This window comes from Kitasatospora sp. NPDC059812, from assembly GCF_042732075.1.
Lineage (GTDB): Bacteria > Actinomycetota > Actinomycetes > Streptomycetales > Streptomycetaceae > Kitasatospora.
Genome location: NZ_JBHWIO010000008.1, coordinates 1 through 13,073 on the forward strand (window position 1 = coordinate 1; position 13,073 = coordinate 13,073).

Annotated in this window: 16 protein-coding genes; 9 read left to right on the forward strand and 7 right to left on the reverse strand. The window is 73.1% G+C overall.

Translation table 11 applies throughout. The features are described from left to right. Window positions 1-98: 98 nt before the first annotated feature. The 3 genes from ACFV6D_RS06225 to ACFV6D_RS06235 are packed head-to-tail and all read right to left on the reverse strand — an operon-like array spanning window position 99 to window position 2,748. On the reverse strand, window positions 99-887 hold the full coding sequence (locus ACFV6D_RS06225; protein WP_380558680.1) for a DUF4097 family beta strand repeat-containing protein: 789 nt from the start codon (window positions 885-887) through the stop codon (window positions 99-101). A 2-nt stretch (window positions 888-889) separates the two neighbouring features. Then, window positions 890-1,534 (reverse strand): response regulator, encoded by a 645-nt coding sequence (locus tag ACFV6D_RS06230; RefSeq protein WP_380425488.1) that lies wholly within the window; start codon window positions 1,532-1,534, stop codon window positions 890-892. Then, window positions 1,522-2,748, reverse strand: coding sequence for a histidine kinase (locus tag ACFV6D_RS06235; protein ID WP_380425490.1), 1,227 nt, complete (start codon window positions 2,746-2,748; stop codon window positions 1,522-1,524). Before ACFV6D_RS06235 ends, ACFV6D_RS06230 begins: the two co-directional genes overlap by 13 nt. Before the next feature lie 135 nt (window positions 2,749-2,883). Here ACFV6D_RS06235 and ACFV6D_RS06240 point away from each other — a divergent pair, with 135 nt between their 5' ends. Together ACFV6D_RS06240 and ACFV6D_RS06245 are read left to right on the forward strand one after the other, a co-directional pair. Beyond that, complete coding sequence (locus ACFV6D_RS06240) at window positions 2,884-3,564, forward strand: hypothetical protein (protein WP_380558683.1); 681 nt, start codon at window positions 2,884-2,886, stop codon at window positions 3,562-3,564. Then, window positions 3,561-3,947, forward strand: coding sequence for a hypothetical protein (locus tag ACFV6D_RS06245; protein ID WP_380340948.1), 387 nt, complete (start codon window positions 3,561-3,563; stop codon window positions 3,945-3,947). Before ACFV6D_RS06240 ends, ACFV6D_RS06245 begins: the two co-directional genes overlap by 4 nt. A gap of 15 nt (window positions 3,948-3,962) precedes the next feature. Here ACFV6D_RS06245 and ACFV6D_RS06250 read toward each other — a convergent pair whose 3' ends face one another. Further along, window positions 3,963-4,874: a helix-turn-helix transcriptional regulator gene (locus ACFV6D_RS06250; protein WP_380558686.1), complete on the reverse strand. Its 912-nt coding sequence runs from the start codon at window positions 4,872-4,874 to the stop codon at window positions 3,963-3,965. A gap of 102 nt (window positions 4,875-4,976) precedes the next feature. On the opposite strand from ACFV6D_RS06250, the gene ACFV6D_RS06255 reads away from it, so the two are divergent. After that, entirely contained in the window at window positions 4,977-6,446 is a 1,470-nt protein-coding gene (locus ACFV6D_RS06255) for an MFS transporter (RefSeq protein ID WP_380558689.1), read from the forward strand. 149 nt (window positions 6,447-6,595) lie between these two features. Here ACFV6D_RS06255 and ACFV6D_RS06260 read toward each other — a convergent pair whose 3' ends face one another. Continuing rightward, window positions 6,596-7,186: an alpha/beta hydrolase gene (locus tag ACFV6D_RS06260; protein WP_380558692.1), complete on the reverse strand. Its 591-nt coding sequence runs from the start codon at window positions 7,184-7,186 to the stop codon at window positions 6,596-6,598. A gap of 89 nt (window positions 7,187-7,275) precedes the next feature. Beyond that, window positions 7,276-8,232, reverse strand: coding sequence for a phosphatidylinositol-specific phospholipase C (locus ACFV6D_RS06265; RefSeq protein WP_380558695.1), 957 nt, complete (start codon window positions 8,230-8,232; stop codon window positions 7,276-7,278). Window positions 8,233-8,438: 206 nt separating this feature from the next. Between ACFV6D_RS06265 and ACFV6D_RS06270 the strand changes: the two genes are divergently transcribed. Next, entirely contained in the window at window positions 8,439-8,672 is a 234-nt protein-coding gene (locus tag ACFV6D_RS06270) for a hypothetical protein (RefSeq protein WP_380558698.1), read from the forward strand. Between the two features lie 113 nt (window positions 8,673-8,785). Here ACFV6D_RS06270 and ACFV6D_RS06275 read toward each other — a convergent pair whose 3' ends face one another. Continuing rightward, window positions 8,786-8,989 (reverse strand): hypothetical protein, encoded by a 204-nt coding sequence (locus ACFV6D_RS06275; RefSeq protein ID WP_380558701.1) that lies wholly within the window; start codon window positions 8,987-8,989, stop codon window positions 8,786-8,788. A gap of 3 nt (window positions 8,990-8,992) precedes the next feature. Between ACFV6D_RS06275 and ACFV6D_RS06280 the strand changes: the two genes are divergently transcribed. The 5 genes from ACFV6D_RS06280 (at window position 8,993) to ACFV6D_RS06300 (ending at window position 13,025) form a co-directional block, all read left to right on the forward strand. After that, window positions 8,993-9,172: a hypothetical protein gene (locus ACFV6D_RS06280; protein WP_380558704.1), complete on the forward strand. Its 180-nt coding sequence runs from the start codon at window positions 8,993-8,995 to the stop codon at window positions 9,170-9,172. Between the two features lie 226 nt (window positions 9,173-9,398). Beyond that, window positions 9,399-10,472 carry a methyltransferase gene (locus ACFV6D_RS06285; RefSeq protein ID WP_380558707.1) on the forward strand — a complete coding sequence of 358 codons (1,074 nt, stop codon included), beginning with the start codon at window positions 9,399-9,401 and terminating at the stop codon, window positions 10,470-10,472. Window positions 10,473-10,579: 107 nt separating this feature from the next. Continuing rightward, on the forward strand, window positions 10,580-11,281 hold the full coding sequence (locus ACFV6D_RS06290; RefSeq protein WP_380490342.1) for a hypothetical protein: 702 nt from the start codon (window positions 10,580-10,582) through the stop codon (window positions 11,279-11,281). Window positions 11,282-11,340: 59 nt separating this feature from the next. Continuing rightward, entirely contained in the window at window positions 11,341-11,919 is a 579-nt protein-coding gene (locus ACFV6D_RS06295; protein WP_380490344.1) for an NADAR family protein, read from the forward strand. Further along, window positions 11,916-13,025, forward strand: a complete 1,110-nt coding sequence (locus tag ACFV6D_RS06300; protein WP_380558710.1) for a hypothetical protein — start codon at window positions 11,916-11,918, stop codon at window positions 13,023-13,025. Before ACFV6D_RS06295 ends, ACFV6D_RS06300 begins: the two co-directional genes overlap by 4 nt. Window positions 13,026-13,073 lie beyond the last annotated feature (48 nt).

The window sequence follows — 13,073 nt, forward strand, 5'->3', positions numbered from 1 at the left end:
CGATCCGACAACCGCTCACCCGCACACGACTTGACCTGCCCCACCCTCGCCACACCACAACCAACGAGACAGACACACCAAAGTCACTGGCATTGTCTCTAGGCCGGGTCGATCGTGATCGAGCCCGAGGCGACCGAGCCGTGGATCCGGTTCGGGCTGGCCGGGTCCGCCAGGCTCGGGTCGATGTGGCGGCTGCCGCTGCCGACCTCGCCGCTGAAGGCGTAGTGGGAGTCCTGCGGCAGGGTCAGCTTCACCGAGCCGGACGTGCTATTGGTGTCCACCGACCGCGGCGCCTTGGAGAAGGCCAGGTCGACCGCCCCCGAGGTGGTCTCCGCGTACACCTGCTCCGAGCTCAGGTCGGTGCCCTGCACCATCCCGGAGGTGGCGTGCGCGTACACCTGCCCGGACGTGCCGATCAGTTTCAGCTCGCCCGAGGTGAGGTCCATCCGGACGCCGCCGCTCAGGCCGTCCACCTCGACGCTGCCCGAGCTCACCTGCCCCGACACGTCGGTACCGGCCGGCACCTCCAGCTCGATCTGGGCACCGCAGCCGAAGTCGGCGAACGGCAGGACCTTCCGGCACTCCATGCCGACCGTGAGCACGTCACCGTCGAAGGTGGTCGACACCGACGGCTTGCGCACCGTCCAGTCCAGGTTCTGCCGGACCACCACCCGGCCGTCCCGGCCCGCCCTGATCCGCACCGAGGCGCTGCCGGTGTCCAGCCGGAGCTTGTGGATGACGACGTTGTACGGCTGCATCGAAGTCGTCTGCTGCTGCACCACCATCGCCCAGGTCTGCATCCCGGCGCCGATCATGACGACCGCGATCGCGAGCGTCCCGGTGGTGCGCCAGGCCTTCCGCCCCCACGCCTTCGTCGGTCCGCCCACGGCTACCCGACCTCCAGGAACCGCAGCACCGCCAGCACCCGGCGGTGGCTGTCGTCGGCCGGCGGCAGGTCGAGCTTGGTGAAGATCGAGTTGATGTGCTTGGCCACCGCGCTGTCGCTGACCACCAGGGCGGCCGCGATCGCGGCGTTGGAGCGGCCCTCCGCCATCAGGCCGAGCACGTCCCGCTCGCGCGGGGTCAGCTTCTCCAGCGGGTCCCGGTGGCGGCGCAGCAGCAGCTGGGCCACCACCTCCGGGTCCAACGCGGTGCCGCCCGCGGCGACCCGCTGCAGCGCCTCCACGAAGTCGTCCACGTTGGCCACCCGCTGCTTGAGCAGGTAGCCGACGCCGCTGGTGTTGGTGGCCAGCAGGTCGGCGGCGTAGCGCTCCTCCACGTACTGGGAGAGCAGCAGCACGGCGACGTCCGGCCACTGCCGGCGGATCATCAGCGCGGCCTTCACACCCTCGTCGGTGAAGCCCGGAGGCATCCGGACGTCCGCCACCACCACCTTCGGGCGGTGCTCCTCGACGGCCGCCAGCAACTCGGTGGCGTCCCCGACGGCAGCGGCGACCTCGAAGCCCACCGCCTCCAGGACCTTGACCAGGCCGACCCTCAGCAGGACCGAGTCCTCGGCGATCACAGCGCGCACGGCAACTCCACGGTGATGGTGGTGGGGCCCCCGAGGGGGCTGAGAACGGACAGTGTGCCGTCGACGGAGGCGGCGCGCTTGCGCAGGCCGGTCAGCCCGGTGCCGCGCGAGGCGTCCGCGCCGCCCACGCCGTCGTCGCTGATGACCAGGCGCAGCCGGCCGCCGACCGTCCGCACCGAGAGGTCGACCCGCTGGGCGCGGGCGTGCTTGGCCACGTTGGTCAGGGCCTCGGAGACGGTGAAGTAGGCGACCGCCTCGACGGTCGGGGCGACCGGCTCGACGAGGTGGACGTCCAGGCGCACCGGCAGCGGGGCGCGGGCCGCGATGCCGGACAACGCCGCGTCCAGGCCGCGGTCCTCCAGGACCGCCGGGTGCAGGCCGCGGACCAGGTCGCGCAGCTCGTCGATGGCCGCCTGCGCCTCCTCGTGCGCGTCCACGATCACCTGCATGACCTCGGGCGGGACGTCCTTGAGGGTGCGCCGGGCCAGGCCCAGGTTCATCGCGAGGGAGGTCAGACGCTGCTGGGCGCCGTCGTGCAGGTCCCGCTCGATCCGGCGGCGCTCGGCGTCCACCACGTCGACCAGCCCGGCCCGGCTCTCGGCGATCTCCTCGACCCGCCGCTCCAGCGCCTCCGCCCGGTTGGGGCCGAGCAGCAGCTGGGCCGTGCGCACCTCCAGCCAGGCCGCCAGCGCCGCCAGCCAGGGCATCACGGCCAGCAGCAGCACCCCGGCGACCGTGATCACCACGTCCAGCCCGGCCAGCTCCGAGCGCAGCAGGCTGCCGACGGGCATCAGCCAGACCCAGCCGTACACGCTGGCCATCACCACGCCGGCGCCCCAGGCGTACAGCACCACCAGCGCGCCCGCCGCCAGCAGCGGACCGGCCAGCAGGTGGTGGACGGCCTGGCGCCAGGTCAGCCCCAGCAGCAGCCGGCCCGGCAGCCAGGCCCACGGCTCGCCCGGGCGCGGCGGCGACACCTCCACCCCGCGCAGGGCGCGCAGCCGGCCGCGCTGGGCGGCGGTGAGCGGGCGGGTGCAGATGAGGACCAGGGCCGTCATCGGGAAGAGCAGCTTGGACTCGGTGACGGCCAGCCAGACCGGCAGGGCCAGCGGAAGGCCGGCGGCTATGAAACGGGTGTCCCGCCAGGCCTCGGGCGACCACGGGGGGCGCCGAAGGCTCCTGACGAGCGCTCGGCGCAACGTGGTGGAGGGCATGACCGACAGCGTAGGGCGCGATGATCAACGGCCGCCATGAAGGGGGGCTCACGGTCGGGGTGTATCTAGGTACACCCCGGATTCGGAGCACGGCACCACCGACAGCGGCCCATGATCGACGGGAAGCTGGACGGCATGACGAGCACCGCATCGCACTCCGCCACCCCGCCGCACCGGCGGCCCGTCCCCGGGAGCCACGGGGGTGTTCCCGGGGACGCGCTCCGCCGGACGGCGGGGCCGGAGGGGACGCTGCCGGTCGGGGCCGGGCCCTGGTCGGTCCGCAGCCTGGTCGGCCGCCGCGGCCGGGCCGCGCTGGAGGTGTACCAGGACGGCGAGTTGGCCGATGTCCTGGTCGCCGCCCGGCTCACCCCGCAGCTGCTGCGCGGTGCTCGTCGCAGCCCGGCCGGCGGGCGGGCGCACCACGTGCTCGCCTGGGGCCGGCTGGCGGCCGACGGCAGCGCGCCCGCGGTGGCGTTCACCGCCGGGCGGCTGGCCGGGCCGTTCCGGTCCGGGCGGTCGTTCGGGTTCGCGTGGCCGCTCGGGTCCGTGCGGTCGTTCCGGTCCGTGCGGTCGCTCTGGTCCGTGCGGTCGCTCTGGCCGGCCGGGCCGTTCCGGTTCGAGCGGCCGGCCGTCGGCGCCGAGGTGGTCGCGGTCGCCGGGCGGTTCTGGCTCGCCTGGGCCGAGGGCCCGTACACCGGGGTGCTGGTCCGGCACCCCGGCGGGGACACCACCGAGCGGCAGCCGCTGGAGCGGGTGCGACGCCGGGGCGAGGCCGCGGTCGCCGGAGGGGCCTCGGTCGCCGGAGGGGCCGCATGAGCACCGCCGTCCTCGCCGGCCGCCCGGCCGCCGCCCTCGTCCTGCCCGCCCGCTTCGAGCGGGTGCCCGTCATGGCCGCCGTCGCTCTGCTGCCCTGGCTCGCGGTGCTCGCCGCCTGCCACGAGACCCCGTGGGTCGTGCTCGACCTGCTGGAGTTCTCCGCGCTGCTCTCGCTCGACGCCCTGCTGCGCCGGCGCAACGCCGCCGCCGGCTGGGCCGGCGGAGCGGTGGCCCTGCTGCTCGCGGGGGACGCACTGGCCGACATCGCCTGCGCCGGCCCGGGCCACGCGGTGCTCGCCGCCCTGGTGATGGCGCTCGGCGTCGAACTGCCGCTCGCGGTGGTGTGCGTGCTGCTCGGGCGTGCCGTCCTCGCCCCCCGCTAGAAGCCGTCGGGCGGGCTAGAAGCTGCCGGGCAGCTCGTTCATCAGCGCGCGGGTGTCCTCGTCCAGCGGGGTGTACGTGATCATCCGCGTCCCGAGTCGGGGGCCGAGCCAGAAGCTGGTGTACTCGCAGCGCAGCAGCCCGACGCCCGGCACCTGGAACCGCTTGATCCCGTTGCTCGGCCCCATCACCTCGTGCCGCTGCCAGACCTCCGCGAAGTCCGGCGAGGTCTTGAGCAGCCGGGCCAGCAGTGCCTTCCAGGCGGGCTCCGCGCTGTGGTCGGCCATCGCGGCGCGGAAGCGGGCCACCATGCCGAGGCGTTCGGTCCGGTAGTCGATCAGCACCTCGCGGAACCGCGAGGGGGTGAACGCCAGCCAAATCAAGTTGCGGTCCTCGGGCGGAAGTTCGCTGAGATCGCCGACGATCGCGGTGTACTGGGCGTTGTACGCGAGCACGTCGTAGCGGGTGTTGACCGCCACGGCCGGGTACGGCGCCATCTGCTCCAGCACCAGCCGCACGCTCGGGGTGACCGAGGGGCACTCCTTCACCGGCGCCGGATCCTCCGCGCCGGCCAGGGTGAACAGGTGCGCGCGCTCGCTCGGGTCCAGCAGCAGGGCGCGGGAGACCGCGTCCAGTACCTGGGTGGACACCTGGATGTCGCGCCCCTGCTCCAACCACGTGTACCAGGTCACCCCGACGGCGGCGAGCTGCGCGACCTCCTCGCGGCGCAGCCCCGGCGTGCGGCGGCGGCCGGTCGGGGGCAGACCCACCTGGTCGGGGGCGATCCGCTCGCGGCGGCTGCGCAGGAAGGCCGCCAGGTCGTGCCGGCGGGCGTCGTCGGGGGCGGTCCGGGCTTGCGTCGCCGGGGCGGTCCGGGCTTGCGCGACCGAGGCGGACCGGGCTTGCGCGGCCGGAGTGGTGAGGCTCATGGTTCCTAGCATGCGCCAGCCCGGAGCCTGTTGCCAGGTACTTCTTATACCTGGATAACCACACTCTGGTACCAGGGTACGGCCAGGCGGATCGTAGGACCCGTGACCCAACAACTCGCCGTCGCCCCCGACCCGGTCCGCACCGCCACCACCCCCGGCACCGCGACCGCGACCGCCGCCCGCACCGCCGCCCCCTCCCTCGGCACCGCCGGGCTGGTCACCGTCCTGCTCGGGGCCTTCCTGCCGATGCTCGACTTCTTCATCGTCAACGTCGCCCTGCCAACCATCGACCACGACCTGGCCGCCGGGCCCGCCGTCCTCGAACTCGTCGCCGCCGGCTACGGCATCGCCTTCGCCGTCCTGCTCGTCCTCGGCGGGCGCCTCGGCGACATCTTCGGCCGCCGCCGGCTCTTCGTCGTCGGCGCCGCCACCTTCGCCCTCACCTCGCTCGCCTGCGGCCTCGCCCCCGGCGCCTGGACCCTGGTCGCCGCCCGCGCCGCCCAGGGCGCCTCGGCCGCGCTGCTGATCCCGCAGGTCCTCGGCACCATCACCGCCGCCACCGACGGCGCCCGGCGCGGCCGCGCCCTCAGCATCTACGGCGCCGTCGGCGGCATCTCCGTGGTCATCGGGCAGGTGCTCGGCGGCATGCTCGTCGCCGCCGACCTGTTCGGCACCGGCTGGCGCTCCGTCTTCCTGCTCAACGTGCCGTTCGCGCTGCTCGCCCTGGTCCTCGCCGTCCGCTACGTCCCGGAGAGCCGGGCCACCCAGGCCGCCCGCGTCGACGTGCCCGGCACCGTCCTGCTCACCGCCTCGCTGCTCGCCCTGCTCGTCCCGCTGATGGAGGGCCGCGCCGCCGGCTGGCCGCTCTGGTCCTGGGTGCTGCTCGCGCTGTTCCCCGTCCTCGCCGCCGCCTTCGTCCTGGTCGAACGCCGGGCGGAGCAGCGCGGCGCCACCCCGCTGGTGCCGCCGTCCCTGCTGCGCATCCCCGAGATGCGGCGCGGCCTCGGCATCGCCCTGCCCTACTTCGCCGGCTTCGGCGGCTTCATGTTCGTCATCGCCGTCGCCCTCCAGCAGGGCCTGCACCTCGGCCCGGTCGCGGCCGGCTGGGCGCTCGTCCCGATGGCCGTCGGCTACTTCACCGCCTCGCTCTCCGGCCCCCGCCTGATCGGCCGCTACGGCAGCCGGGTGCTGAGTGCGGGCGCCGTCATCCAGGCCGCCGGCCTGGCCACCCTCGCCGTCACCGTCCTCGCCGACTGGTCGCACTTCTCCCCGCTGCGGATGGCGCCCGGCGTCGCCCTCGCCGGCATCGGACAAGGCCTGATCGGCACCCCGCTGTTCCGCGTCGTCCTCGCCAAGGTGCCCGCCGCCCGGGCCGGCGTCGGCAGCGGCGTCCTGGCCACCGGCCAGCAGTCCAGCCTCGCCCTCGGCGTCGCCACCCTCGGCACCCTCTACCTGTCGCTCTCCCCCAGCCTCGGCATGGACCGCGCCCTCGCCCTCTGCCTGGGCCTTCAGCTCATCGGCTCCTTCGTCATCCTGTACCTGACCACCCGCCTCCCCCGCTCCATCGGCTGAGCCCCCCGGGCCACGGGCCACAGCGACGGCGACGGCGACAGCGACGGCCCCACGATCGACACCCGATCGCGGGGCCGCCGAACCGGCACACCCACTACCCGGGAGGCGTGAACTCCATCAGCGCCCCGAAGGAGCCGGCCGATCGGCTTCTAGATTTCGAGCGAGCCGACGAACCGGTCCAGCCGCGAGACGACCTGCCGCAGCACCCCGACCGACCCCACGGGATCATCCGCCAGCTCAAGGGAGTGGTCCGCCGAGGTCACTTCCAGGACCTCGTGCCCCACCGACCCGGCCACCTGCCGATCCCACAGCTTGTCGGCACTCCCGCCGACCAGGAGCGTCGGCGCTTCGGATCGGCGCAGGGAGCGGGCCACCTGGTCGAGGGTCAGGACGGGCGTCAGCCAGGCCGCCGCCATCCTCCGATCGGCTGCGATGCCACAGGCGAGTGAGCCCAAGGACTTGCCGACCAGAAGACGGCAGGCCTCCCCCTCGGCGGCGACGGCCCCGCCGACCTGCCGCTCGGCCCACGCGATCCGGTCGTCCACGGTCAGCTGGGGAAAGTCGTGCGGGACCTGCCACCACAACTCCTGCACCGTCCAACCGCGTTGGACGAGTACGGCGCAGGCGAAGTGGAGCAGCGGCCTGGCGGGCGAGTAACCGACCCCGGGAATGACGAGTGCGACACGGTCGGGGTCGCCGTCGAAACGGGTGGGGAGCGCGAGGGGGGAGGGATCAGGCATGCCGGCAGGCTACCCAGCGGCGGGGAGCCTGCAACGGCGAGTCGGCGGGCCGGTCCGGGGACCGGTCAGCGGGCCGGTCAGCGGGCCGGTCAGCGGCCGATGAAGTTCTTGTCGATGAGCAGTTGCAGGACGTCGGTGTGGAAGTCGGGGAAGTCCATCGGGACGATGCCGAAGTGGGCGGGCTGCTGGCGGCGGGCGTTCAGGTAGTCGCGGACGGGGGGCACGATGGCGGCCGCGTTGACCTTGGGCCAGCCGCCGTTGGCGTAGCTGGTGAAGTTCACGTACATCCGCGGGGAGCCCTGGTCGAGGAAGGCGCGGTCGAACCAGTCGGTGACGGCCTTGGACTTGGCGGCGAGGCTGATGCCCTGGAAGGTGTCCTGGGTGGCGAACCAGGTGTTGGTGGCGCTCGACCACTGGATGACGGACCAGGGGTTGGCGAAGTCGGCGGCGAGGACGACGCGGCCGCGGGCCTGGCCCAGGGTGGGCCACCAGGGGTTCGTCCAGAACAGGCCCCGGTAGCCGAGGCCGTCCAGGTAGTGGTTGATCCGGCGCTGGAACTCGGTGTCGTCGAGCCGGTTCCCGCCCGCGTACTCGTTCCTGACGCGCATGACGAGGCCCTCGCCCGGGTTGGCGGCGAGGAAGGCGCGGCACTGGTCGAGGACGTCCTGGAGGCGGACGTACTGGTAGTTGTCGCTGTGGTAGATGCCGAGTTCGTCGGCCGTCCCGGCGAGCCCGTTGCAGCGGATGTCGAGGAAGCGGATACCGCGCTGGAGCTGCTCGGGCAGGCCCCAGTTCTGGGTGTGGGACCACTCGGTGCCGTGCAGCGGGTCGGTGCAGCAGGAGTCGTGGGTGCCGGGGATCGTCAGGGCGGTCAGCGGCGTGGCGTCGTCCAGGGCGCTCATCCAGGCGGACGGACTGACGGCTGTGGCCGCGGCTGCGGCTGCGGCTGCGGCTGCCGCCGCGTCCGGGCTGAACGCGGCGGCGGCCAGGAGGGCGCCACCGGCACCGGCTCCCCAGCGCAGGACGTCACGACGGGTGGGGCTCATGCGGGCTCCTCACATCGACCTCTGGAAGGGGGAATTGTCATGCCCCCTCCCGGATCTGCTCGATGGGACGGGCCCCGAAACCCGTGGCGCCCGGCGCAGGAAGTCGGCCTGGTCGACTTCTCCTGCGGCGGGTCAGGTGGAGTCGACCCTTCCGTGGAGATGGTTCGTCATGGGACGATCCAGGCCCGGGGGAAAGGTGAGACCTCATGACCTTCGTCATCGCGTTCCTGGTCGCACTCGTGGCCACCATCATCGGCACGACCGTCTTCCTGGGCCGCCGGGAGCGCGCCCGCAGCGGCCACTCGGACGACACCGAAGGGCTGCTGATCGAACACCAGCGAACCGCCCACGCCGCCCAACTACGCGGAACCTACTCCAGCCTGGCCGTCCACCACGGCACCGGGCTGATCAGCGACGACCTGCACAAGCACTACTCCTAGGCCTCAGCGCACGACGGGAGTGCGGCCGGAGTGTCCTCGTAGTCACGCCTGGCCATGCGGGATGCCTCCGGCGGCAACGGCGGCCTTGGGCTCACGGCCCCAAGGCCGCGAGATCAGAGGGCGGCGCCGAACTCGCCCGCCCGAACGGCGGTTACGAAGGACTGCCCGGCAGCAGGGGGACCTTCAAGGTAGGTCATCGGGGGCGCCTCTGCGAAAGTCATCAGCGAGAGCACGCCTTCGAGGAGCGCATGAGCACGCTCGAAAGTCGTGGGTGCGAACGGGAAGTTGATCACCGTGCGGCTCGACAGCTGGCTCACCCCGTGACGGCCGCCACCCCCACCGCCCCCGACGCCGCTCTCGTCCACGACAGCTACACCGGGCGACTCGGCGTCGCCATGGACCACGTCGCCGGCCTCCTCCACCTCCGCCCTCCCCAGGGCGGCGTCGAGTGGACGGCCCGGCCCGAGGACATCGGCCCGCCGCCCCCGCAGAACTCGTGACGCTACCGACCCGCCCCCGCCCCGCCCTGGTCGCCGCCGCAGCGTTCTCCATCGTGACCGGGGCGGGCGCAGGGGTCCTCGCCTCCCGCCCGCTTCGCCACAGCGACCCCGGCATGGCGAACCTCTTCCTCCTCCTCGTACTCTGCATTGTCACCGTGCTGGTCAACTCCGCACTCAGCAGGGCGATCCAGCACAGAAGCACACGCCCGCCCCAGGAAGGAGAACCGTGACCCCGGACACCGCAGCAGCCCGCCGCGCACTCGCCGACCGGCTTGAGGCGGGCGGCGCCCTGACCAGCCCGGCGCTGCGGGCGGCCGTGGAGGCCGTTCCCCGGGAGCCGTTCCTGCGCCCCGGGGTGTTCGTGTCCACCGGCAGGCGCCGCTGGCGGCCGGTGACGGAGCGCGGCGCCGATCCGACGGAGTGGGTCGAACTCGCTTACAGCAACCGGTCGTTGGTCACCCAGCTGAACGGCCATCTGACCGCCGACCAGGTCTCCGCGCCCGTCCGGGGCTTCCCCACCGCCTCCACCACCGCCCCGGCCGCCACCGTCCGCATGATCGACGCCCTGGGCGCCGAAGACGGGCACACCGTGTTGGAGATCGGCACCGGCACGGGCTACTCGACGGCCCTGCTCCGCCACCTCCTCGGCGAACGCAACGTCGGCACCGTCGAGGCCGACCCGAAAGTCACGTACGACCGGGTGATCGCCACCCACGCGGTGCGCCGCATCCCCTACGCCTGGGTGCAGCGGACCAAGCCCGGCGGCACGATCCTGGCCACGGTCGGCACCTGGCCCGAGGGCGCCGGCCTGGCCAGGGTCACCGTCGCCGCCGACGGCACCGCCGACGGCCGGTTCATCGACCGTTCCACCCTCCCTCCCGTCCGCCCCGAGCCCCTGGCGGCCCGGGCCGGGGGCCCCGCGGCCCGGGCGGAGGCGGCCGCACCGAAGCGGCTGGCGCACGTCTCCCCCACCCTCCTCAACGAACCGACGCCGGCCATCCTCACCCAACTCGCCTTTCCCAGCGCCAAGTTCACCGTATCGATCGGGGAGGATCTGGAGTCGATCCACTACCTGGCCACCCCCGGATCCGCCGCCGAGGTCGCCGACGACACCTACGGCTGGACGGTCCACCAGAGCGGCCCGGTCCCGCTCTGGGACGAGGTCGAGCGCATCCTCACCGCCTGGCAGGAGGCCGGACGCCCCGACCTCACCGCCGTCCGCCTGCGGATCACCGACCGGGCGACCCACTACTGGATCGACGGCCACCCCGCCCTCCGCTGGGAGCACGCCGCCATCTGACAGATCGACAGAACACCTCCGGGAATGAGGTGATCTCGGGACGGCGAGGCCGACCGATGGAATGCTGTGGCCCAGTCCGACCATCGCAACCACCCGGGGAGTCACCCATGCCGCTGTTCGGCAGCCGCAAGAACCTTCCGAGGCCGCTGTGCGACGAGCACGGCCCGTGCCAGGCGCTGGCGAAGATCTCGGTCTTCGAGGTCCGGGACCGACTGCGGCTCCTGATCACCAGGAGCCGCGGCCTGGGGCCCGATCCGATGGCACGGCAGATCGACGACGAGCTGTCGGTCGTCCTCTGCGTGGACGCCGGCAAGCGGGCCGGCAAGACCGAGGCCCTGTCGATAGCCGAACACGCCGCCGACCAGTGGAGCATCAGCCGGGCCGAGCTGTGGGAGCGGGCCTTCGCGAACCTGGCCACCGAGCAGCTCAACCGGCAGGTCTTCGACGCGTCCAACGGCGACACCATCCACACCGTCAACGGCATGGGAGCCTGGCCCGGAGCCGCCCACGCGCTGCGCCTGGAGAACGCCCTGGGAGGCGGCATCGAGCTGCCCAACGGCGCCCTGGTCGCCCTGCCGACGAACAACACACTCTGCGCGGTGCCGATCCGCACCAGCCTGTCGCTGAACGCCATCCGCTTCCTGATCGACCTGTCGAAGGAGCTCGCGGCCGGCGACCCGGCCCCGCTGACCCCGTCGCTCTTCTGGTACCGGGACGGCTGGATCGAGAACCTCAACGTCGGCTCGGACGGCATGATGCGGGTGTCGCCCCGCTTCCGGGACATGGCGAACGCACTGCCCGCCAACTGACCCGACCTGCCACCGAAAACCCGCTGGCCCGACGGCCCCCTTTGCGTCAGAATGACGATATGAGCGAGATGCGCGTGGGGAGCCCTGCCGATGTCCGTAGCCGGGTGGAGCTGGCGGCGCTGACGGCCGCCGGGGTGCGGCCGAAATGGCTGATGTTCTGGGGGCACACCGAGCGGAAGGGCGGGGGGACGCGGCGGGAGTGCCTGAGCCAGTGGTGGCCCGGGCAGTTCACCGTCGACGGGGTGGCGTACGCGTCCGCCGAGCACTGGATGATGGCGGGCAAGGCCCGGATGTTCGGGGACGAGGCCATCGAGCAGCGGGTGCTGGCGGCCCACACGCCGGCCGAGGCGAAGAAGCTGGGGCGGCTGGTCAGGGGTTTCGACGACGGGGCCTGGACGGCCGGCCGGTTCGAGCTGGTCGTCGAGGGGAACGTCGCGAAGTTCGGGCAGGACGAGGCGCTGCGCGCCTACCTGCTGGGCACCGGCGACCGCGTCCTGGTCGAGGCCAGCCCGGTGGACCGGATCTGGGGCATCGGGCTCGCTGCCGACGACATCCGCGCGGAACGGCCCGACGAGTGGCGGGGGTTGAACCTGCTCGGCTTCGCCCTGATGGAGGCGCGGGCACGGCTCGCCGCATGAGGGCGGTCGGCCCGGTGCTGGACGGCACGGTGGTGGTGTCGGCCGCCGCCGCGCTGGCCCTGGCGCCCAGGGCGTGGCGGCGGCGCGAGGTCCGGCCGGGGCGCGGGGGGCGCTTCGGCCCGGAGGTGGCACTGGCGCTGGTCGTGGCACTCGTCTATCTGAACCAGGTGCTGTTCGCCGTGTACGTGCAGCGGGTGCGGGGCGGGAGTACGGCGTTCGTCGCCCGCTACCTGCCGCCCGGGTGGTTCGACGTGCCGCGCGGCAACCCGGCGATCGACTGGCTGGCGGCGCACTTCCCCGCGCCCGAGCTGCTCGCGCCCACCGTGCTCCGCGTCCAGGCGTTCCTCGAACTCCCGCTGGTGCTCCTGGCGTTCGCCGCCGTGCTGCGACGCCTGGACCACGGCCTCTACGTCCGGGCGATGCGCTCGCCGCTGACCGGGCTCGCCGCCGTCTCCTATACGGTGGCGTTCTGCGCGGTGGAGTGGGACCTGCGGAATCCGTACACGGTGGACGACATCGTGCTGCGGACGGTGTCCGCGCTCGTCACACCACCGCTGCTCGTCTGGCTGGCCTCCCGCGAACGGGCCCGGCCACCCCGCGGCCCGGTGCTGTTCACGCTCGACCTGTGGGCGTTCGGCACGCTGATGCTGACGCTGTACGACACCGCGCTGCTGTACAACCTGGCCCGACTCGGCGACCATCTCGCCGGCGCGCCGGCCGCGTTGGCGGTCCTGGCCGCCACCCGGTTCGTGCCGTGGAGCGGTGGTCCGGCCGGCCCGCACACCACCGCGTTGACCGGCACGCTCGGGCGGGCCCTCGTCCTGTTCTTCGTCCCCGCACTGGCCGTCCGCTACGGCGTCTCCTTCGGAACCCCCGAACTGGCGGCCGTCGCGGGGCTCGTGGTGCTCCTGCCGGCGGTGCGGACGGTCCGTCTGATCCCCGCCGCCCTGGTCGGGGCGGCCGTCGGCTGCGCCGTCGCCGTGGTCGCACCCGGCTCGTACTACGAGGCGACCCTGCTGCGGAGCGCGACCGGCGCACTTCTTGCAACGACCGCCGTCTGCGCGCTCCTTGACACCAGTCGCGCACGACTGGACGTGCTCCCTTAACTCCCCCGCCATATAGCGACGCCAGGATGTCCCGCAGTCAGGGGAGAG

Bases quoted from the DNA above. Each gene is read 5' to 3' on its own strand.
- ACFV6D_RS06235 (WP_380425490.1), bottom strand. From the start codon at position 2,748: ATGCCCTCCACCACGTTGCGCCGAGCGCTCGTCAGGAGCCTTCGGCGC.
- ACFV6D_RS06240 (WP_380558683.1), top strand. From the start codon at position 2,884: ATGACGAGCACCGCATCGCACTCCGCCACCCCGCCGCACCGGCGGCCC.
- ACFV6D_RS06245 (WP_380340948.1), top strand. From the start codon at position 3,561: ATGAGCACCGCCGTCCTCGCCGGCCGCCCGGCCGCCGCCCTCGTCCTG.
- ACFV6D_RS06250 (WP_380558686.1), bottom strand. From the start codon at position 4,874: ATGAGCCTCACCACTCCGGCCGCGCAAGCCCGGTCCGCCTCGGTCGCG.
- ACFV6D_RS06260 (WP_380558692.1), bottom strand. From the start codon at position 7,186: ATGCCTGATCCCTCCCCCCTCGCGCTCCCCACCCGTTTCGACGGCGAC.
- ACFV6D_RS06265 (WP_380558695.1), bottom strand. From the start codon at position 8,232: ATGAGCCCCACCCGTCGTGACGTCCTGCGCTGGGGAGCCGGTGCCGGT.
- ACFV6D_RS06270 (WP_380558698.1), top strand. From the start codon at position 8,439: ATGACCTTCGTCATCGCGTTCCTGGTCGCACTCGTGGCCACCATCATC.
- ACFV6D_RS06290 (WP_380490342.1), top strand. From the start codon at position 10,580: ATGCCGCTGTTCGGCAGCCGCAAGAACCTTCCGAGGCCGCTGTGCGAC.
- ACFV6D_RS06295 (WP_380490344.1), top strand. From the start codon at position 11,341: ATGAGCGAGATGCGCGTGGGGAGCCCTGCCGATGTCCGTAGCCGGGTG.
- ACFV6D_RS06300 (WP_380558710.1), top strand. From the start codon at position 11,916: ATGAGGGCGGTCGGCCCGGTGCTGGACGGCACGGTGGTGGTGTCGGCC.